This is a genomic window from Microcystis sp. M049S2, from assembly GCF_020245625.1.
GTDB lineage: Bacteria > Cyanobacteriota > Cyanobacteriia > Cyanobacteriales > Microcystaceae > Microcystis > Microcystis ichthyoblabe_A.
This window is the reverse complement of record NZ_JADBUN010000122.1, coordinates 15,141-35,380: the sequence shown is the minus strand read 5'-3', so window position 1 is coordinate 35,380 and position 20,240 is coordinate 15,141. Positions and strand designations below refer to the sequence as shown.

Sequence of the window (20,240 nt, the reverse complement as noted above, 5' to 3'; positions counted from 1 at the left end):
GCTGTTGTAGAGTGGTGGTCATTGGTTTATGATTCCTATTAGGTTGTCGAGGTACGATTGATTGATGATGTCTCTATCTTAAAGACTTTGTATCGGTTTGTAAAGGGGTTTGAAACTATTGTTACTTATACCATTGATAAGTTTAGCTGATATTAGAGGCGGAAAAATAGAAACCCACTGTAAACGTCGCTTACCTCTATGCTTTCTCCAGAAAAATGGCGACAATCAATAGCACAGCGAGTAAGATGGTTACAGATGAGCAACGTGGCACTTCTAAGACGGATGTGGTTGTTATTGCGGTGCGCTCAATATCTTGGCTGTGCTGAGACTGTACCGTTGAGTCAGAAATTGGCTGCACTAGAAGCCAAGGTAGAAGAACTACAGGCTTTGGTAAAAAAATATTAGTTTGTAAGAAGGAGAGGAACTTTCAATGAGCGATCGCCAACGGTTAGCATATTTAGAGGACAATCTAGAAATACTCTACGAAAAACTGGGTGAGTTTGAACAAGAGTTGATTATCAGTAGTAGTCAACCCGCCAAGTTTGAGCTAAAGCAGCGAATTAAGCGAGAGATTCTCCCAAATATTCGTCGATATGAAGCAGAATATTGGGAGATTTACCCAAAAGAAGCGATCATTATCTCGGATGAGGAAGCGGCAAGTCAGCTGGTAAAGGTAGAGCAGGCTGTTGAATCCATCGATCGCATCTCGTTAACTTTTTATCATCGAGAACTGATTCCCCTACTGCAAGATATTCGAGCCGAGTTAGAAGAACAGAACAAGGCAGCCTCAGCTAAGTTGAAGGTCGTTCTGCCCTTGATTCCGATGATTGCCTCCTACGAACTGGAGATTGAGACAGAGGGATTGATGTACAAAGCATGGAAGTCCATTAAGAGATTAGTTCGGAGGTAGGAAATGTCGCGGGAAAAGCTAGAAGACGCTAAGAGGAACTGGGAAGAAAAACTTGCTCATTATCAGTGTGAACTTGCAATAACTGCTGATGCGTCTCGAAAATTTGAATTGCGAAAGGGAATTCAGGAATGTGAGAAAGAAATCGAGAAACTAGAAAAAACAATCAACTCAAGTGAATCGGGAAATGATCCTAACAGCAGTGATAACTCAAATCGACGCAGATTTGTAATTCCCCCAATTATCATAAATACAATAAATTTATCTTATCGCTGGACTAAAAAGAGAATAATGCTATTTTGTCGCTGGTTGATAGAACTCAATAAATGGTTTAAGTTTGCCATTTTGTTTATTTTAGCATTAATAATTTCTCTGGTTATTTTTTATGTAAGAGAGATAACCGATCCATTATCGGCGTGTAATAACACCCCTGATTTTATAAGTTGTGGAGAAAAACTTGGTTTTCACCATTATCCATCATCGGGACAACTACTCCGAGGGGAAGAAAAGGGAAGAGAAGAATTCGCTAAGGGTAATTATAAAGAGGCTATTAGTTATCTAGAAAAAGCCTGGGAACAAGAGAAAGATCCAGTTACTTTAATTGCTCTAAATAATGCCCGTGTCATGTATCAACTAAAAAGCGGCACTATCAGTCCAAAGAATGTATTTACTATTGCTGTATCTACTGGCTTTGGCGATAAAATACCACCAGATTTTGGTGGAAGTATTCTTACTGGAGTAGGTTGGCAACAAGCTGAATTTAATAAAAACAATGGTATTTTTAAATTAATAGTTGTCATGGCGAACGATTCTAACAATGACTATGAAGCCTTAAAGGTAGCTAAAGAATTAGTAGGTAGGGAAAAAATTATGGGGGTTATTGGACCGTATTCGAGTCACGCAACTTATTATGTATTAGATGATTATCTAGAAAAATTAGTGCTAATTTCACCTACAAGTACGGCTACGATAGAGGCTTTCAAGGCTCAAGATAAAAATAAGAGTCAGGACTTGTCTTGGTTTTTTCGACCTGTATCTACGACAGAAATCGCAGCTCAAGACTTAGTTAAATACCTAGAAAAAAAAGGATATCAACAAGTGATAATCTTCCATGATAATGATTTGGTAGCACAATCCTTTTATAACAATTTTAAGGAGGAATTAGATAAGTTAAGTATAAATATAAAGGGTGAAGTAAATATAACGACATCACCAATAAACCAAGTCAACAGTTTAAAGCAAAAATTTAATCAGATTAAAGACAAAACAGCCTTAGTTATTATAAGTGATGCTTTTATCGATACGGAGAGCAAGGAGAAAAAAATTCAAATTATTAAGGAAAATCGGGGGACGTTTTTGATAGCTGGGAACAACCCACTGTTTAATGACGAAGTTTTAGAACTTGTCGATACCATTGGCAGGGAATCTCTAGAAAAGATGGTAATAGCTATACCTTGGTATCCCTCTGATGAAGAGAGTAAAAAACTGGCTGATTTTGTTGACCAGAAACCACTACCTTGGTCAACTTCAACTAAGCCGAAGCTCAATTGGCAAATGGCCATGGCTTATGATGCCACAAAAATGTTAGTTGAAGCTATCGTACAACAGCTTGAACAGGGACAAACGCCTAGCAGAGAGGGGACACGAAACACCTTAGCTAAGGATGATTTTAATACTGAAGGATTAACGGGGAAAATTACCTTAAAAGGAAGTGACCGGGAAGACCAATCTAGCTCATTAATTAGCCCCGACTGCTCAACGACTCCTTGTGACTGGACTGGCGCAAAATAAATCCTTGACCAGCATGGTGTGTTGTTTCCAGCACACAGCTTGTTCTGTGTAGATACTGGCTAACCCTTAATACTGATTGAAAGCGATTGCCGTCTTTTTTTCCTAAGTCCGGCTTCCTTTCTTTACCTCAAAGTGGATTTCTAGAGCTTTAAAGGTGAAACTAATTGAACCTTCGGGAACAGCTTTGCAGAACCAGACAACCATGGCCGCTAGAGGGAAGACAATGGCGAAGTCAACACTAGCGGCGAATTTACACTTTCTTGCACTTCATCCTTGGCAGTAGAAACACCTTTTCAGTTATCAGTGAACAGTTATCAAAGAGCCGGGCTGATAACTGATAACTGGTAGCGATGCTACAATTAAAAGAAAAGGTTTGCTCCAAGAAAACCATGCAACTAGAAGAATACTTTGAAGTTTTTGCTCCAGATGACATCCGCATTAAAGGACATCGCATTGGGATTGAGGATGTCATCAACTACCATTTAAAAGCTTATACTTCCCAGCAGATTCTCCAAGAGTTACCCAGCTTAAACCTATTGTCGCAGTATGCCCGGACACCTGAAAAACCATTGGGATAAGGTCGGACAAAATATCTATAATTAAAGTTTGAGTTTTTAATGATAATGAGCCTAGTTCACGCTGAATCAGTGAAGATCGAAGTGTTACCAAATGATCAAGCCTGATGGCTGAGGATTGGCGAAGACCACTTATCATAAAATCTGGACTTTCTGATCTCAGAATAATATCTCTACGAAGGGGATTTTCGGGAATACGACTGGTGATCAGAGCAAAGATAATGTGTTGATAGCCTCCAATTTTATTGGTTAGGCAATAAGCATGGCGAACTTTACTGGAAGATAAATCGTCGAAGGGAAATTGAATCAATACGATTTTACCCTTCATTGCTTACAGGTTGTCCATCGTTTCTTCTATCTTGTAACAAGTCTATTACTTTAGCATTGCGAAACTCGGATGAACCGAATTTTGGTTCATCTGAGTTTCGCAATGCAAATCGATGTTACACTTAGCTGGAAACCCTATCCAGCAAGGGATTAATTCAATTTAGATCTGGAAAAAAACACGAAAGACTTATTTGGAAGGTGTTTCAAGCTCTTAAGCTCCTGATAAACCGGCCGAGAAGCATACCAAACTCAAAAGAGCCAGAATTTTTACCTATAGGAGCATTCCCCTATAGAACCCCATAACTCTAGTTTTCAAGGCTTCGGCCGTGAGCTTTTGCCGAACGGTGCGTTCATCCTGCGATGACTGGGTTTTTTAAGCGGTTGCTTACCCTGCCAGCTATTCTTAATATCATACATCTTATAAAGTCGTCCTAAAAGGGCGGGGCTTTAAACCCAATTTTTCGGTAACTAAAGACCATTTTTTTGGTAAGATCAAAGCTAAACTAACCATCACGCCCTCTTGAGGGAATATTTATTTATGAGCGATATAGGGTTTATTTTGACGATAATCAACAATTTCCTGCAAATTTACTCGGTAATCCTAATTGTTAGGGTTTTACTGACTTGGTTCCAAAATGCTGGTTGGGCCTATCAGATTATGTCTTTTCTCAGTCCGATTACCGATCCCTATTTAAACCTCTTTCGCTCGATTATCCCACCCCTAGGCGGAATGGACTTGTCCCCGATTCTCGCGTTCCTGCTGCTCAACGTTGTTCAGAGTGTCGTAGCCACAGGGGCCAGCAGTCTGGTCAGTAGCAGTTTCTAAATCCGAGGATCCACACTAGTGGTAAAACCGGAAGCTTTGAATTTTTCCAGTCGTAAGGGGGTTGGTTGATTGGTAGAAACAGAAATTCTGATCTCGAAATCACTAATCCCCGGTGGCACTTCGGGAATTGCCCCGACTCGGCTACGATTTTGTAAAGCTGGTTCCCCGTTAGCATCGTAAATCCGACCAAAAACATCGGCATCATAGACGGTTTTTCCAGAATTATTTTTAGCTTTGCCGGTGATTAAAAAACAATTAGCCGGAAAACTGGTTCCCCCACTGGTGACACTCCCCTCGGCTAATTCGGGGGGACAGTCTTTGTAAGATACATCTAATAGTTGAATTGGGGTCAAAGCTTGAGCAGTAGGGATGATAAGCAAGCTAGACAGCCAGAAGAGAGCAGAAAGCAGTAAAACGGTGAGCGAGCGTGGTGTCATAGATCAGTGATTTTACGGTATGATTTCCCCAATACTTAGATTATCGTGGATCGTCACCCTTTGAAATCAGCTTTTTTAGGACTCTCATGGATCGAGATGAGATTGAAACCACTCTCAAAGCGGCTTTTCTCCAGTGTGAGGCTTTATCCTGTCCTCTCAATCAACAACAAAAAGAAATTTTGTTAGAGGTGTTTTTTGAGCGAAATTCCCTCGCTGATGGCAATCCCCTCGACGAATTAACATCTATGCAAAGGGAGATTTTGCTGGAATTTATCCTCAAACAAGAACGGGAAAATTTAGCTTGGAAAAGTTCCCTCCTCAATGATTGGCTTAACGATCGCCCTTCCGGTGCGGTACAATTTATCCGCGATCAGTATGGCTTGGCTTGGTTGAACAGCATAAAACCGATTCATTGGCAAGAATATTTACAAAAATTAAGGTTAACCAGAGAAAAATTACAGGTGGGAGATACGATCGAGGTGTCTAATGGATTATGGGAATGGATTCCCGCAGACGCTGCCGATAGTTGCGACTGGTTTCCCTGTGAGGTAATAGGAGTAAAGGAAAGTGAGGATGATTCCCCCCCTGTTAGTTGCCGTATTCGCTTTCAAAACGGTGAAGAATGGGAAATACAAGGAATATATCGGTGGAATCGACCTAATTGGCGTTTTCTGACCTGAAGGAAGATCACTGCTCGGTTATCGGCTAAAATTAAGAACTGTAAAGAAGGGAGATAAATTTTATGGCCGCTAAAGTTGAGATCTATACTTGGAGTTCCTGTCCTTTCTGTATCCGCGCTAAAGCATTACTCAAGAAAAAAGGAGTGGATTTTACTGAATATTGTATCGATGGTGATGAACAAGCGCGAGCCAAAATGTCCGATCGAGCCAATGGTCGTACAAGTGTACCACAAATTTTTATAAACGATCAACACATCGGGGGCTGCGATGACATCTATGCTTTAGATAGAAGTGGTGGTTTAGCTCCCCTGTTGCAGAATTAAGGATAAAAACTATTAATGAAACTAGCCTTTATTATCGATCCGATCGAGCATCTCGATCCGGGCCATGATACCAGTGTAGCTATCATGGAAGCGTCCCAATTATTAGGCCATGAAATCTGGATGACTTCCATCACAGATCTCAGTGCAATTGCGGGAAAAGCTTGGGCAAAACTAACTAAAATTGAACTGGTTCCTGTGGAGTTAAAAGATAATCATTGGGTGGCTGTATCTCAATGGTATCAAAGACAAGAGACAGTTTTTACCTGCCTAGAAAACTTCGATTTTGTCTGGATGCGAAAAGACCCACCCGTGACAATTGCCTATCTTTATGCCACCTATTTATTAGACCTGATCGACCCACAAAAAACCCAAGTAATTAACTCAACTAGGGGTTTACGCCATGCCAACGAAAAGTTATATACTATCCACTTTGCTCAGGTAATGCCAGCTACAATTGTTTCCCAAGATAAAGCAACGATTAGGGAATTTGTCAACCAAAAAGGGGCGGCAGTTATGAAACCTTTAGGCGGCAAAGCAGGGGAGGGAATTTTATTTCTTAGTCCCGAAGATCGCAATCTCAATTCAATGATTGAAATTAGCACAAAATGGGGACAAGAACCGGTAATGATTCAAGATTATTTACCAGCTGCCAAAGAAGGAGATAAACGCATTATTGTCCTCAATGGTGAACCTATCGGGGCAGTGAATCGCATTCCTACTGGTTCAGAATTTCGCGGTAATATGGCCGTGGGTGGACGAGTGGCAAAAACAGAAATCAGCGATCGAGAATTAGAAATCTGTGCCACTTTAGCCCCAAAATTACGAGAAGATGGCCTATATTTTGTCGGATTAGATGTGATTGGTGGCTATCTGACGGAAGTTAATGTCACCAGTCCCACCGGCATTCGCGAGATCGATCGATTAAACAATGTTAGCTTAGGTCAACAGGTAATTAAATGGCTAGAAAATCATTTGGGCAGCAGAGATTAGGGAGATGGGGAGATGGGGAAATGGGGAGATGGGGGAATGGGGAGATGGGGAGATGGGGGAATTCAACTAAAACCCTAACACCCTAAAACCCCAACACCCTAACACCCTAAAACCCCAACACCCCAACACCCTAAAACCCTAAAACCCTAACACCCTAAAACCTATTTTTAACTTTTTACTTTTTCCTTTGCGAATGAATGTTTTATCAATACCGACGTGGATAGTTCATGTATCGAGTGTCGTAGAATGGATAGCGGCGATCTGGTTAGTCTGGACCTATGGCGACATCAGTAGCGATCGATCGTGGCGAATGTTATCTTGGGGAATGTTACCCGCTTTAATTGGGGCCATGTGTGCCTGTACATGGCATTTTTTTGATAATATCAGTGCCTTATCCTGGTTAGTCACCCTACAGGCAGCCATGACTGTCTTAGGAAATTTTACCCTCTGTGCTGCCGGTTGGTGGCTGTGGCGTTCCAGTAAAATCAGCGTTAACAATGAATAAAGACAGTTTATTTGCCATTTCCCTGTTTCCCTATCTGGGATTTCTTTGGTTTGTCACTCGTTCGGGAAAAATGCCCCGTTTAGCCTTAATTGGCTTTTATGTGCTGTTAATCTTCGTTTTTATCACCATTCCTGCTGGTATCTACGCCAAAATCCACTATGGTCAAGAATTAGCTAACGTCGATTGGTTACACGGCAGCGCCGAACTTTTCCTCACCCTCTCCAATATTCTCGTCGTCTTAGGTTTTCGTCAGGCAATTTTAGCCAAAAAGCAAACAGAGAAAGGGGAACAGGGAACAGGGAGCAGTGAACAGGGATAAGGGATAAGGGATAAGGGGTGTGGGGTGTGGGGTGTGGGGTGTGGGGAAGTGGGGAAGTGGGGAAGTGGGGTGTGGGGAGAATAAATAAAAATAATCTCCTGAATACTGACTCCTGAATACTGACTCCTGAATACTGTCTCCCGTCTCCTATCTCCTGATCACTGAATTGTGATACAATCGCCCCAAAAGGCCCCTGCGTCAGTCAACTATGTACCCGATTACACCGTCCATCAGTGTCAACGAACCAAACCCGCAGGCTGCCATCCAGACTTTATCGGTAGTGGTTCCCATTTATAACGAAGTGGACAGTATTCCCCATCTCGTGGAGAGTATCGCCTCGATTTTGCGTTCTTATCAAATTAACTACGAGATTATCTGTGTTGACGACGGTTCTAAGGATGGTTCCACCGAGGTTTTAACTAATTTAGCTAAAAATCGCGATGATCTCAAGGCGGTGATATTGCGACGCAACTACGGACAAACCCCCGCCATGGCTGCTGGATTTAATTATGCCACGGGACGGGTCATCGTTACCCTCGACGGCGATTTACAGAACGATCCCAATGATATACCCCTATTATTGGCCAAATTGGAGGAAGGTTATGACCTCGTGAGTGGCTGGCGCAAAAATCGCCAAGATGACAAGGTAAAACGGCTTTTACCCTCAAAAATAGCTAATTGGCTGATTGGCAAGGTTACAGGGGTCAAATTACACGACTACGGTTGTTCTTTGAAAGCCTATCGAGCAGAATTAGTGGCCGATATGAATCTCTACGGGGAATTACATCGCTTTTTACCCGCGTTAGCTTTTATTGAAGGGGCAAAAATAACCGAAATTCCCGTTAATCACCACGCTAGACGGTTCGGACAGAGTAAATATGGTTTAGGTCGCACAATTCGCGTGATTATGGACTTATTTACTGTCTTTTTTATGAAAAAGTTCCTCACCCGTCCGATGCACATTTTTGGACTCTACGGACTGTTATCCATGGTAGTGGGGATTATTTTAGGCACTTATCTGACTATTCTCAAACTCGGTTTCGGACAAGAAATCGGCGATCGACCTTTGTTAATCCTAGCTGTGTTATTCTTTTTAACTGGGGTACAATTACTCTGTTTTGGTCTTTTGGCAGAAATTTTGATGCGAACTTACCATGAATCCCAAAAACGTCCTATCTACCGCGTTCGTACTGTTGTCGGGGATAGGGAATTTTTCAGTGAGCAGTAATCAGTAAACAGTAATCAGTGAAAAGACATCTCGGAACTTGCCACTTAATAAGTAGTCGTGCAAAATAAATTTCCTAGTGAAGAAAGGCAAAAGGCAAAAGGCAAGAGGCAAGGGGGGGTTAGATATGTGTAATTAATTTTGCTTAGGTACTTATTGTTCACTGAAAACTCAAATCTGATGACTGATAACTGATAACTGATAACTGATAACTGAAAAAAATATGACTATTTGGGAACTTGATTTTTATTCGCGGCCGGTGGTGGATGAAAATAATAAAAAAAGATGGGAATTATTAATCTGTGAAACTCCGGCAACAATCGATCGCTCCTCCGATACACTATTTAAATATGCCAGTTATTGTCCTAATACGATGGTTAATTCCCAATGGTTAGGAGAGGCAATTACTGCAGCTATCAAGGAAGCGGGGGTAACTCCCAAAAAAATTCGCTTTTTCCGTCGTCAGATGAATAACATGATTAGCAAAGCTTGTGAGGATATCGGTATTCCCGCTTCCCCTAGTCGTCGCACTCATGCTTTAACGAGATGGATAGAAGAAAGAATGGTTAATTTCTACCCCCAAGAAGTTGGTTATGATCAAAATTTAACTAAAACCGCTTCCGTGAATTATCCTCCTTTAAATGCTGTTCCCCTTCCCGATGCTGTCCGGGGAGATAAGGCCGATAAATGGGCCTTTGTCACGCTAGAATTGTCTTCTTTTAATGATTTAAAAGATTGGGATATTAGCTTCGGAGAAAATTTGCCTATACTGGGAATGGGATTAGATGAGAATCTAAAAATCCCCGGTTTAGTTATTTTTTCTCCCCGCGCTTTACCATTAGCTGGTTGGATGTCAGGGTTAGAAATGGCCTATTTAAAGTTAGAAACTGGTTCTCGTCCTCTGCTACGTTTAGAAACGGGTGCTAGTGATAGCTGGATTCTCGTCAATGTTACTAATGCCGAGACTTTAAAGGAAGCCAAAAACTTTGAAGAAGCTAAACAAAAAGCGAATAATCTGCATTTTTTAGCCGTTCAATCTAACCCTGAATCGGAATCCTTCGCTGGTTTTTGGCTACTACAAGAAGGCTCTCAAGAGTAGAGTTTAGCAAAGGTGGGTTTTCAATCCACCCCCACAGAATTAACTTAAAAACATTGTCTAGTCCAACTACCGTGTAACCCGTAGGGAATATGGTGTTTAAGATGGATAACTGCTAGGGAATTAGTAATATCTTTAGCATCTAAGATTACCATATTCGATCGATGATTGGCTGCATCGTAGGTGACTACCAATAACCAACCATCATCTTCAGCAATTCCATCGGGTTTAGGCACAAAAATTGGTTCACCCGCAAATCCCCGGGGAGCAAAAGAATGTAATTGTTTTTCTCCCGTTAATAAGTCCAGTTTTAAGATTGCTTGCAAAGGAGCATTACCAGTGGCATGATGAGTGGCAGCGATGTATAAATAACGGTAATCTCGACCAACTTTTGCAGGATTAATGCTGGGAAACTCACAACAATGCTCTAGAATACATTCTCTTGTAACGGTATTTTCTGATAAATTTAGTGTAAATCGCCACAGATGTCCTGGAGCTAAACTATCAAAATCTACCGATTGAAAATTGCTATTTGAATCCAGTTGTGGTAAGGATTGATAACAAATAGAATCAATATAAATTTTCTCCCCCCCTTCGACGTAGCTCGGGGCAAGTTGTTCAAAAGCATTGCTATGATGGAAGACAAAACCTGATGGAGTTTCTAAAACTTTCACTTCTCCTTTGTTAGGATCCCGGGGGATAATAATAATCCTAGTTAACTTGTCCGGTTGATTAATGACGCATTCTCCCGCACCTTTTAACCCAAAAAGAAAGGGAAAAGGATTATAACCAACCGGGTTTTGGAAAAAGATAGCGTAGTGGGGAGTAATAACAAAATCGTGGATAAAACAAAAGCCCGGTATGCTGTGGGTATGACGACGTAATAACTTACCCGTGGGACTAATTTCGTAGAGAGTAATGGCACTCGACAAACCCGTTTTAATGGCAAAATTTACCAGACAAGGTTGATGATTATCGAAGATACAAGCGGGATCAATGCGAGGATGAGCGGCAAAAGAATCGCCTTTTTCCAAGATACCATCGAGATAGTCTAAACCAATAGTATCAAGGGTTTTAGCATCGAGGCGATGGGGTTCGGCCGCTTCCCAAAGTGCCAGTAATTTATCACCCCAGTAGATAACATTAGTGTTAGCAATATTTTTCAGACGCAAATCAAAAGCATTGCCGAAAATTCCCCCCGGTTTTTTCGTGCCGAAAACACCGCGATAAAGGGGTTTTCCCGCTTTCTGTTCCTGGAGATAACCCTCGGTTTTCACAAAACGATTACGATAATGTACGCGCCCATGATTGAAGCTAATCGCGCTGATCATACCATCCCCATCAAAGGGATGAGCGATCGCAGTGCCAGCGATATCCAGTAAACCGGGGCCGTTTTTAAAGACTGTACCCTGTAAATCGGGGGGAATTTGCCCCTCAATGTCTTCTACCTCGTAATCGTACTCGTTAGGTTGGGATTGATAGCCTTTTTGCCAATCCTGACGATTATAGGATTTTTCGCCAATTGTCGGAGTTAATACCATGGTAGTTTTAAGTTTATATTTACTTTTCTTAACATAACTTAAAACTACCAGAGATAAAAAGAAGGGGGTGGCTAATCATTTTTTCAGCCTATTTACCCCCTCCTTGCCGTCGTGTTATTTAACAAACAACATTTCCTGATAGGTAGGTAGCGGCCAGAAATTGTCGGCCACTTCCCCTTCCAGCGTGTCAGCATATTCGCGCACCTTATCCATCAAGGGACGGATTGTTTGAGCGGAATACTGCATATGTTCCTCGATCGAGTCAAAATCGTGTTTAGCAATGGCCTCACTCAGTTTACCAACGCTATCCATCATTAACTTAATCAGATTCGAGACGGTTTGGGCGTTTTCCTTATTGATCTCGATGCCGATCGCCGCAGCATTAGCGATCGCTGAAGACAATTCCGACAAGTAGCGAACAGCAGCGGGATAAATAATCGTTTTAGCCATACTTACCACCAGTTTCGCCTCCACTTCGATGGCCAGCAAATACTGTTCCGCATAGACATCGAAACGACTTTCCAGTTCAACGGGGGTAAACACACCCATGCGGGTAAACAGTTCTTCAATATAATCAGCTTTCAGCACGGGTAAAGCATCGGCAGTGGTGCGGAGATTCGCTAAACCGCGCTCTTCTACCGCCATTTTGTGCCATTCTGGGGAATATCCGTTACCTCCGAAGATCACATTTCTGTGTTTGTCCATGATCTCCTTGAGAACACCCTCGGCGGCAGTATTGAGGTCTTCCCCGGCTTTCATCCGGCTTTCTAAGTTATCCGCCACCCAAGTCAGGGAATCGGCTAGAATCGTGTTCATCGCCACCAGCGGCCCGGAAACTGACTGATTAGAACCCACAGCGCGGAATTCAAAGCGATTGCCCGTAAAAGCAAAAGGAGAGGTACGATTGCGATCGCCAGGATCCTTGGGGAATACCGGCAGGGTATCGACACCGAGATCCATCAACCCCGGAGCATCAGAACCCTCAATTCGGCCTTGGCTAATTTGGTCGAATACCTTTTCTAACTGGCTGCCCAAATATACGGAAATAATGGCGGGAGGAGCTTCATTTGCCCCCAAACGGTGGTCATTGCTGGCAGTAGCCACCACTGCGCGTAAAAGCGCCCCGTACTTGTGAACGCCACGAATCACCGCCCCACAGAATAACAAAAACTGCATATTAGCGTGGGGAGTATCGCCTGGATCCAACAGATTACCCTGGGTAGCGTTGCCGACGGACCAGTTAACGTGTTTTCCCGAACCATTAATTCCTGCAAAGGGTTTTTCGTGCAGTAGGCAAACAAAACCGTGTTTTTTAGCCGTACTTTTCAGCAAAGTCATAATTAACTGCTGATGGTCACTGGCCACGTTAGCAGCCTCGAAAAAGGGGGCAATCTCGAACTGTCCGGGGGCGACTTCGTTATGGCGGGTTTTAGCTGGAATGCCGAGGCGATACATTCTTTCCTCTACTTCCTGCATAAACACCTGAACCCGTTCGGGAATCGCGCCAAAATAATGATCGTCGAACTGTTGACCCTTAGCGGCGGGTTTACCAAATAGGGTGCGACCGGTGAGCAGTAAATCGGGGCGACTATGGGCAAAATGAGCATCTACGAGGAAATATTCCTGTTCAGCGCCGCAGCTGGAGTTAACGGGGGCGACCTCCGTATGTCCTAAGAGCTTCAGCACCCTGGTGGCGGCTTTACTCATCGATGAAATCGAGCGTAAAAGCGGCGTTTTTTTGTCGAGGGCCTCTCCTGTCCAAGAGATGAAAACCGTGGGGATACACAGGGTGACACCATTATCCGTCTCCATGACGTAGGCGGGACTGGTGACATCCCAAGCGGTGTAACCCCGCGCTTCAAAGGTGGAGCGAAGTCCGCCGTTAGGAAAGGAGGAGCCGTCCGGTTCCCCCTGTACTAAGACTTTGCCCGTAAATTCTGTGATCACCGAGCCGTCGCTCTGCACGGAGATAAAACCATCGTGTTTTTCGGCGGTGGCGTTGGTCATCGGATAGAAGACGTGGGCATAGTACAGCGCCCCTTTGGACGTGGCCCAATCCTTCATCGCAGCCGCCACCGCACTGGCGATGGAAACGTCTAATTTTCCCCCGGTTAAAATCGTGTTTTTGACCGACTTGAATACATCTTTGGGAAGACTGGCCTGCATTTTGCTCAGGGTAAAGACATCGGTTGCCCAGAGGGCCTCTAAACGTTGAGGAAGTTTGCTAGGTAGGGGTTTACGGTCTGTGACTTGAGAGATAGCTTGAACACGGGTTCCATAACTCATAAGTATTTTTCCTATTTTGCTGTGTCGTGGATAAAGGGTTACTTTACTTAGGCGATGACAAGTTTCCTACTGATTTTGATGTTGAATTCCGGTCAGAGGCTATTCTCCGCTTAATAATTTTGATCCCACGGCACAAGCTTCTCTGCGGTTTTTATCTGCTTGCGCCGGCCTCTTTCCCGATCAATGAGCAACACCAGCCTTCATCTTAAGAACAGATGATCGAGAGATTTGTATCAAACATTACAAATATCCCAAACCCGATCTTCCCCAAGCGATCGCTCCTCACTCCCCCTCAACCCAGAAGATTTGACGAAAAACAGAGATAAAACACTATATAATCGATTAAAACAGCGATACTTGACAAAATCGGGGGGGGGTGATAAGCTTTTTCCCATAATTTACCCGAATAAACCGATGGCTACTCAAAAAAGCTCATTCTTAAGCCGCTCCCTTCCCTTAAAGCCTGTCTCAGATTTTCTCGGGACAACAATCGGGATGGCAACTGCTGTCACCCTCGGAACGGTAGTTAGCTTGCCCGCACAGGCAACTACTCTATTTAGCCAGACAAATATCGTCACCAACCCAGGTGCAGGATTCAACGGATCAGATGTCAGTCAAGCCTCTGCTACTGTGACTTCAGCGGGGCAGACTGCAACCGGTGATTTCCGCTTGGCACAAAGCTTTACCATTTCTGATGCAGGACTGTGGGCGATCGATAAGGTATCGGTGATGGGTTACATGACATCAACTTATGGGTTTCCCCCTGCTTCACCTTTTACTGGCATCTCAGTTAATATTTGGGACAATGCCCCCGGTCTTGCTGGAAGTAATATCCTGGGTTCGTCCACAAATCTACTATCTACTAACTGGACTGGCGTTTACCGCACTGCCAATGGCGTGTTAAACAATGCCCAACGCCCAGTGATGAACATTGCCGCCAATTTCAGTGGTTCTGGTCTTACTCTTGCGCCAGGCACTTACTGGGCAGACTACCAACTAACGGGGCTGTCACCCACAGGAGGTACAACTGCTTTTACTCCTTTTCTAATGACAACTTCAGGAGGAAATCCCGTAACTGTAAATGGAAATGCACGGCAGTTGGTTTCAGGTAGCTGGATTACCACCAGCAGTGGTAATCCGGCTCAAGGGGTTTCTTTTCCCTTAACCGTAACAGGACAGAAAGTTCCCGAACCTAGTGCCGTTCTAGGATTGGGACTGTTAGGCTTGGGTGCATTGGTTAAACGCCAGTTAAAGCCAAAGCAAGGCAGTGATAAAGCTTAATTGCCATAGAAAACGGGTTTCTTGAAGAAACCCGTTTTCTGGAATACATAAGCTGTTTAAGTATAGTGATATCGTGCTGCTAAAAACTCAATGCGGTCATCTTTGACTCGATAGACTAGACGGTGTTCTGTGGTAATTCGGCGTGACCAACTATTAGCTTCAAGATACTTTATGGGTTCTGGTTTGCCTATTCCAGTAAAGGGATCGGCGGTGACAGATTCTACGAGATTGAGTAGGCGAAAGGCGATTTTTTTATCTGTTTTGTACCACCATCTTAAATCTTCTCGAAATTGGTGATCAAAGACAATTGCCCTACTCTTGGCGTTCAATTCCTAACTCCTGACAAAGTTCTGTAACTGTCTGTCCCGGTATTGTTTGAACGTCCCTCTCCATTGAACGTTCCAGTGCTGCCAATAACTTTCGAGCATTCGCAGGCGATCGCAAAAGATAAACGGTTTCTAATAAGCCAGTTAATTCCTCTGCGCTCAATAGTGCCATATCTTTATGACCAGGGCGAGTAATAATCGCCATACTATTCTCGCTTTCCAGTCGATCCAGAAGGCTCGCTAAATTTTCTTGAGCTTGAGTGTAGGTAGTTTGGATAGAAAACATAAGGCGAGGGCAACGAGTTGATTCGATTTTAGCTTATTTCATCAACTGAGAAAACGGGTTTCTTTAAAAAACCCGTTTTCTGGACTTAGGGCGATCGCTAGGGATTGCTAACTCGCGCTAGACTGGAATCAGTAGATTGGCCAGTATGGTAAGCTGAGAAAAATGGCAAAATTATCGCCAGAGTCAAAACAACTGATCATCACATCGACAATCTTCGAGACAATAACTGAGCTTTATTCCTGTCAATGATGCTAACAAAATATCTAAAACAAGCAATGGAACTGGCAACCTATGAAGTTCTAGAAGACGGTACTTTTTATGGAGAAATTCCGGGATTTGAGGGAGTATATGCTAATGAAACAACCCTCGAAGCTACTAAGGAACAGTTACAGGAAGTTTTGGAAGGCTGGGTTATTTTAGGACTACGCTTACAGCATCAGTTACCGATTGTTGACGGTATCAATCTAACCCCTCAACAAAAAATCGCCTGATGCCACCTTTTGCCCCCATCAAAAGGAAAGAGTTAATTCGCCAGTTGAGAAAGCTGGGATTTTCTGGTCCTCTGGTAGGAGGAAATCATCAATATATGGTGCAGGGAAAGTTAAAAATCTGGATTCCTAATCCACACCAAGGAGATATCAGTAAAAGCTTGCTGGCTAAAATTTTACAACAAGCAAATATTAGTAGAGAAGAATGGGAAAAATTACGTTAAACAATTCTGTCTTGGAAAAGTTAAAAGCTGTTCTCAATTGAGCAAGATGAAGATGGCAGAAAAGGGGTTTCTTTGAGAAACCCCTTTTCTGGACTGTCAATCTCTTGTCTCGATTAATTCGGGGACGAGTTCGGGAATAAAACCTGGTTCAGCTAAAGAACCGGTAACATGATGTTCAAAGACTTCTGCGGGGGGAAAAGTTTTCTTGACTTCCTGAGATTGCGGATCCGTAGAAGGTAGCCATTTAATTAGGGGTAAAGGTAGCAGAGTAGAGAGATTAGTAATCACCACCAATAACCAAAGGTTATCAAAATTAGTTTCGGTGACTCCCAACCAATGAGTTAATAAAGCGCCGATTTCTTGGGAAACTAATCCTGACATATTCCAGATAGACATTAATAAAGCGAATAGAGATGCTTCAATGCCCACGGGACAAAGACGGGCTGATAAAATTAAGACGGGTAAAAAGGCAATTTGTCCCATGACGGTGAGGATGAGACTATCCCCCAAACTAAACCAATGATCGTCAATACCGAGCGCTCGATTAGTATGGGTAACTAAGAGTAGGGTAGTCATCCCTAAAAGCGCAGAAATCACCGTACTCCAACCCAAAATTAAACGAAAGGAAATCGCTTTTAAAAACCGTTGATATACCCAGATACCCAGGATCGAGGCTAAACTGGTGACTAAGCGCACTCGTCCTAAAAATTCCGGTTCAAATCCTAACTCGTTGGTGGTGAAGTAGAAAAAGGCAGAATCGGCGCTAGGGGTAGCCTGCCAGAGAAAAATAAAGGCAGTGGGTAATAAAATTGATTTTTGTCTAATTGCTGACCATAATTGCCCGATTTGCTCCTTGACTTTGGGCGTTGATTGTGAATCATTGTTATTCTTGATTTTTTCCTCTGTAATTAAAAACGCCATGGCTGAGGCAATCAGGGGAAAAATAGCCGTAAGAGCGAAGACAGGACGAGTGCCGAGGTGTGCCAGTAACCAACCTCCCAGATAAGCCGTAATTAAGCCGCCTAACGCCGATATTCCCCAAGTTAAGGACTGTAGAGAGCCGGATTGAGTGAAGGACTCTCTGCGGGCCCTTTCTACTACCAAAGAATCGACGATGACATCACTAATGGTGACAGAAAGGGAACCAAGCAGGATCGCCGCCGCCGCTTGCCAAGCATTCTCCACCACAGTGGCTAGGGCCAACCAAGCTAAAACACCGAGAATTCCCGATAAAATGAGGTAAGGCCGACGACGATAGCCAAAAATGGGCAAACCATCCGAAAGAAAGCCAAAAGCTGGTTTAATCACCCAAGGAATCGCCGCCACTCCGATTAATGCCCCCATCTGGGAGGGACTCAAGGCCAAATCGTCTTTTAAAAAGAAGCTAACCGCTAATCGGGAGAGTCCGAGAATGCCCTGCACGAAATAAACCCCTAAAATGCCAATTAATTCGGGATTAGGGTCATTTCCGAACAAGATACTCTCTTTAAGGAATTTTTTCCCGCGATCGATGCCAAGGCGATTAATAAGCATGAAGTTTCATAAATATTTGTTACTGTCTCTATAATAATGATTGAGCGCTCGATCGGTGCGTTAGCTGTTAGGGTTTAACTGTTGAGCTTTAGGTTCTGGCGGTTGGGTATTGGGTTTTAGGGTTTTAGTTGAATTTCCCTTCTCCCCACTTCCCCATCCCCAATCGGCATAAAAGGCTTATTGTAATGTTATGTAGAAAGTTTCTGGCGATCGCTCTATTTGAGAGTAATATAGGGAAAGATTTTTTTTTAAATGTGTATTTGATGTGATACAGGGAAACTTTCCGTATAATCCTCAGTTAGGTTTACCAACAAGGGCGAGAGATGAAAAAAGTTCTAAACGTAGGTGGCAACAGCAAGGCGATTCCGCTTCCACCCCAATATTCAGAATTTGAACACTTGCTGCTCGATATTGACCCGAAAGGTTCACCAGATATTGTGTGCGATGCGCGTAATCTTACCACCCTTGAAAGTGGTCAGTTTGACGCTGTTTACTGCTCACATAACCTTGAACATTACTACCGACACGATGTACAGAGAGTCCTAGCTGGGTTCCTACACGTACTTAAGGACGGCGGTTTTGCACATATTCGGGTCCCGGACATCCAGGAACTGATGCGGATCACAATTGACAGGGGTTTAGATATTGATGATGTCCTGTATCAATCACCGGCAGGGCTAATTATGGTTCTAGATGTCCTTTACGGTTATAGCGTTGAAATCGAGCGCAGTAAAAAAGACTTTTTTGCCCATAAGACCGGTTTTACACATAAATCGTTGTTGAAAGCCTTGCAAAAGGCGGGCTTTTCAAAGATATATAGTGCCGCTCGCAATCTTGAAGTGTCTGCTTTGGCATTCAAAGTGGCGCCAGACCATGATACACGATTACTTTTCAACCTCCCTCCTGACTAACAGCAATCGTTTTGTATGGCCTACCTAGGGTTTGCTAAATAATGGTAAAACCCTTTCAAAATAAGGCTTTTGACCTGTTAAAACCCGATTTTAGTGAAAGAAAATAGTGCGATCGCTATTGCCGTAGCCGTGTGCGTTCCCTAAGGTCAGTTCTACCACTGCACCGATCGATTTTGGGGAACGCACCCTACTCATTCATTGAAGTTGATAAGTCTAGGTAATCTAATATCCTCTGCCAGATTAGCACTTAATTGGGGATAGATCATCTACTTCTTAGATTAGTATGATCGCTGCTCTGGTAGTGGTGGAGGGTTCATAAAAAAATGTGCTAATCGGCATAACAGGCTTATTTTGATGTTGTCGGGAAATTTTCTTGCGATCGCTCTATTTGAGAGTAATATAGGGAAAGATTTTTTTTTAAATGTGTATTTGGTGTGATATACAGAAAGTTTCCGTATAATATGGTCAGGCGTGCAACTAAAAAAGGGGTTTCAAACTAACGTGGGAATAGTTGAGACAGTTATAGCGGGCATTATCGTTGCAGCAATTTTGGGTATTACAAAGTTTGTCGTCAAGTCAAATGGTATTTCTCAATTGCCATCTCAAATAGTCTCTAATTCCTTATTAGTAGATAATCAAGATGAACTATATAGAAAATTAATAAAGCACAGAGAAATATTATGAGGCTGTCATTCCCATCTGGAGCCATAGTTCTCTCAAATCTCGTATAACTCCTGTAACCATCTCAAAAAATTTGCTGATTGGGGATGGGATTGATTAAGTATTCTTTGTTTTACTGCATCGTGAAGTTGTTTCCCCGGCGGATCTTGCCAAGCTAAATAGGTATGAATATTAGCCTTATCTAGATGATAATCTCTATAGGTTGCCCCTTGTTGTTTTGCCTCTATCACCTTGTTTTGTGTATATTGCCAAAGATTATTATCGGGAACTAAATAGGCTAAAAAAGTCTCTAACATTCCTCTAGATTGATTATCGGGCATCATCCACACACCGAATTTTATACCCGATTCTAGAGTTATAATTAATCCCTCTGCTGGTAAATTTTGAGGGAAGTTAGGGATATTTGGTAAACAGGCATTATATAAACTTTTCCAACGATTATTAGGTTCTTGGTCTGCATCCATAATAATTCCTAAATGAGTTAGTCCACTATCATTGATTTCGTTGTAAATATTATCGCTATCGAGTAAACTCTCAATGCTACCAGCGGGTTTAATATAGATAATAGCTGTGTCCTTTGTCTCTCCCCAAGAGATGCCATGGGCTTCTGCTAATTCGGGAATCACTCTCATGTCTTCTCTTCCCTCTACCAAAAGTTTTTTAGGATGTATTCTGGGCATTT

The 20,240-nt window shown here is 42.9% G+C and carries 24 protein-coding genes and 1 pseudogene; 17 read left to right on the top strand and 8 right to left on the bottom strand.

Annotated elements, in window-relative coordinates; genetic code table 11:
* Positions 1–198: 198 nt before the first annotated feature.
* The 5 genes from IM496_RS10530 to IM496_RS10510 all read left to right on the top strand — a co-directional run bounded on the left by IM496_RS10530 (position 199) and on the right by IM496_RS10510 (position 3,276).
* Entirely contained in the window at positions 199–405 is a 207-nt protein-coding gene (locus IM496_RS10530; protein WP_228009803.1) for a hypothetical protein, read from the top strand.
* A gap of 25 nt (positions 406–430) precedes the next feature.
* A complete protein-coding gene (locus tag IM496_RS10525) occupies positions 431–910 on the top strand; it encodes a hypothetical protein (RefSeq protein WP_194017562.1) in 480 nt (159 codons plus the stop codon).
* 3 nt (positions 911–913) lie between these two features.
* Positions 914–2,698 carry an ABC transporter substrate-binding protein gene (locus IM496_RS10520; RefSeq protein WP_287661889.1) on the top strand — a complete coding sequence of 595 codons (1,785 nt, stop codon included), beginning with the start codon at positions 914–916 and terminating at the stop codon, positions 2,696–2,698.
* Between the two features lie 154 nt (positions 2,699–2,852).
* Entirely contained in the window at positions 2,853–2,981 is a 129-nt protein-coding gene (locus tag IM496_RS10515) for a hypothetical protein (protein WP_256386900.1), read from the top strand.
* 106 nt (positions 2,982–3,087) lie between these two features.
* Positions 3,088–3,276 carry a DUF433 domain-containing protein gene (locus IM496_RS10510; protein WP_287661891.1) on the top strand — a complete coding sequence of 63 codons (189 nt, stop codon included), beginning with the start codon at positions 3,088–3,090 and terminating at the stop codon, positions 3,274–3,276.
* A 31-nt stretch (positions 3,277–3,307) separates the two neighbouring features.
* Here the strand turns inward: IM496_RS10510 and IM496_RS10505 are convergent.
* Positions 3,308–3,601: pseudogene (locus tag IM496_RS10505) on the bottom strand (type II toxin-antitoxin system PemK/MazF family toxin); the annotation flags it as partial.
* 537 nt (positions 3,602–4,138) lie between these two features.
* Here IM496_RS10505 and IM496_RS10500 point away from each other — a divergent pair.
* Positions 4,139–4,426, top strand: coding sequence for a YggT family protein (locus IM496_RS10500; RefSeq protein ID WP_002763635.1), 288 nt, complete (start codon positions 4,139–4,141; stop codon positions 4,424–4,426).
* Here IM496_RS10500 and IM496_RS10495 read toward each other — a convergent pair.
* Positions 4,423–4,863, bottom strand: coding sequence for a hypothetical protein (locus IM496_RS10495; protein WP_104395948.1), 441 nt, complete (start codon positions 4,861–4,863; stop codon positions 4,423–4,425). The genes IM496_RS10500 and IM496_RS10495 overlap by 4 nt on opposite strands.
* A gap of 86 nt (positions 4,864–4,949) precedes the next feature.
* Here IM496_RS10495 and IM496_RS10490 point away from each other — a divergent pair, with 86 nt between their 5' ends.
* The 7 genes from IM496_RS10490 to IM496_RS10460 all read left to right on the top strand — a co-directional run bounded on the left by IM496_RS10490 (position 4,950) and on the right by IM496_RS10460 (position 10,004).
* Positions 4,950–5,543 (top strand): hypothetical protein, encoded by a 594-nt coding sequence (locus IM496_RS10490; RefSeq protein ID WP_287661888.1) that lies wholly within the window; start codon positions 4,950–4,952, stop codon positions 5,541–5,543.
* 62 nt (positions 5,544–5,605) lie between these two features.
* Entirely contained in the window at positions 5,606–5,866 is a 261-nt protein-coding gene (grxC, locus tag IM496_RS10485; RefSeq protein WP_110579702.1) for a glutaredoxin 3, read from the top strand.
* A gap of 15 nt (positions 5,867–5,881) precedes the next feature.
* Positions 5,882–6,856 (top strand): glutathione synthase, encoded by a 975-nt coding sequence (gene gshB, locus IM496_RS10480; protein ID WP_287661887.1) that lies wholly within the window; start codon positions 5,882–5,884, stop codon positions 6,854–6,856.
* Positions 6,857–7,049: 193 nt separating this feature from the next.
* Entirely contained in the window at positions 7,050–7,361 is a 312-nt protein-coding gene (locus IM496_RS10475; protein WP_110544284.1) for a DUF2499 domain-containing protein, read from the top strand.
* Entirely contained in the window at positions 7,354–7,680 is a 327-nt protein-coding gene (locus IM496_RS10470; protein WP_287661886.1) for a DUF3593 domain-containing protein, read from the top strand. Before IM496_RS10475 ends, IM496_RS10470 begins: the two co-directional genes overlap by 8 nt.
* 208 nt (positions 7,681–7,888) lie before the next feature.
* Positions 7,889–8,908, top strand: coding sequence for a glycosyltransferase (locus tag IM496_RS10465; RefSeq protein WP_287661885.1), 1,020 nt, complete (start codon positions 7,889–7,891; stop codon positions 8,906–8,908).
* Between the two features lie 220 nt (positions 8,909–9,128).
* Positions 9,129–10,004 carry a Tab2/Atab2 family RNA-binding protein gene (locus IM496_RS10460; RefSeq protein ID WP_287661884.1) on the top strand — a complete coding sequence of 292 codons (876 nt, stop codon included), beginning with the start codon at positions 9,129–9,131 and terminating at the stop codon, positions 10,002–10,004.
* A gap of 44 nt (positions 10,005–10,048) precedes the next feature.
* Here the strand turns inward: IM496_RS10460 and IM496_RS10455 are convergent, their stop codons facing one another.
* Positions 10,049–11,542, bottom strand: a complete 1,494-nt coding sequence (locus IM496_RS10455; RefSeq protein ID WP_287661883.1) for a carotenoid oxygenase family protein — start codon at positions 11,540–11,542, stop codon at positions 10,049–10,051.
* A 114-nt stretch (positions 11,543–11,656) separates the two neighbouring features.
* Positions 11,657–13,828, bottom strand: coding sequence for a glutamine synthetase III family protein (locus IM496_RS10450; protein ID WP_287637020.1), 2,172 nt, complete (start codon positions 13,826–13,828; stop codon positions 11,657–11,659).
* A gap of 414 nt (positions 13,829–14,242) precedes the next feature.
* Here IM496_RS10450 and IM496_RS10445 point away from each other — a divergent pair, with 414 nt between their 5' ends.
* Complete coding sequence (locus IM496_RS10445) at positions 14,243–15,109, top strand: PEP-CTERM sorting domain-containing protein (RefSeq protein ID WP_287661881.1); 867 nt, start codon at positions 14,243–14,245, stop codon at positions 15,107–15,109.
* Positions 15,110–15,165: 56 nt separating this feature from the next.
* On the opposite strand, the gene IM496_RS10440 is transcribed toward IM496_RS10445, so the two are convergent.
* Entirely contained in the window at positions 15,166–15,438 is a 273-nt protein-coding gene (locus tag IM496_RS10440; RefSeq protein ID WP_149107916.1) for a Txe/YoeB family addiction module toxin, read from the bottom strand.
* A complete protein-coding gene (locus IM496_RS10435) occupies positions 15,422–15,721 on the bottom strand; it encodes a type II toxin-antitoxin system Phd/YefM family antitoxin (RefSeq protein ID WP_002763657.1) in 300 nt (99 codons plus the stop codon). Before IM496_RS10435 ends, IM496_RS10440 begins: the two co-directional genes overlap by 17 nt.
* A gap of 245 nt (positions 15,722–15,966) precedes the next feature.
* On the opposite strand from IM496_RS10435, the gene IM496_RS10430 reads away from it, so the two are divergent.
* Together IM496_RS10430 and IM496_RS10425 are read left to right on the top strand one after the other, a co-directional pair.
* Positions 15,967–16,212, top strand: coding sequence for a type II toxin-antitoxin system HicB family antitoxin (locus IM496_RS10430; RefSeq protein WP_002753457.1), 246 nt, complete (start codon positions 15,967–15,969; stop codon positions 16,210–16,212).
* Entirely contained in the window at positions 16,212–16,433 is a 222-nt protein-coding gene (locus IM496_RS10425) for a type II toxin-antitoxin system HicA family toxin (RefSeq protein ID WP_002732388.1), read from the top strand. The genes IM496_RS10430 and IM496_RS10425 overlap by 1 nt, the downstream gene beginning before the upstream one ends.
* A 96-nt stretch (positions 16,434–16,529) precedes the next feature.
* Here IM496_RS10425 and IM496_RS10420 read toward each other — a convergent pair whose 3' ends face one another.
* Positions 16,530–17,966, bottom strand: a complete 1,437-nt coding sequence (locus IM496_RS10420; RefSeq protein WP_002791252.1) for a folate/biopterin family MFS transporter — start codon at positions 17,964–17,966, stop codon at positions 16,530–16,532.
* Positions 17,967–18,289: 323 nt separating this feature from the next.
* Here IM496_RS10420 and IM496_RS10415 point away from each other — a divergent pair, with 323 nt between their 5' ends.
* Positions 18,290–18,877, top strand: a complete 588-nt coding sequence (locus IM496_RS10415) for a class I SAM-dependent methyltransferase (protein WP_287661880.1) — start codon at positions 18,290–18,292, stop codon at positions 18,875–18,877.
* Positions 18,878–19,593: 716 nt separating this feature from the next.
* Here IM496_RS10415 and IM496_RS10410 read toward each other — a convergent pair.
* Positions 19,594–20,238 carry a DUF3226 domain-containing protein gene (locus IM496_RS10410; protein ID WP_194014644.1) on the bottom strand — a complete coding sequence of 215 codons (645 nt, stop codon included), beginning with the start codon at positions 20,236–20,238 and terminating at the stop codon, positions 19,594–19,596.
* Positions 20,239–20,240: the final 2 nt, after the last annotated feature.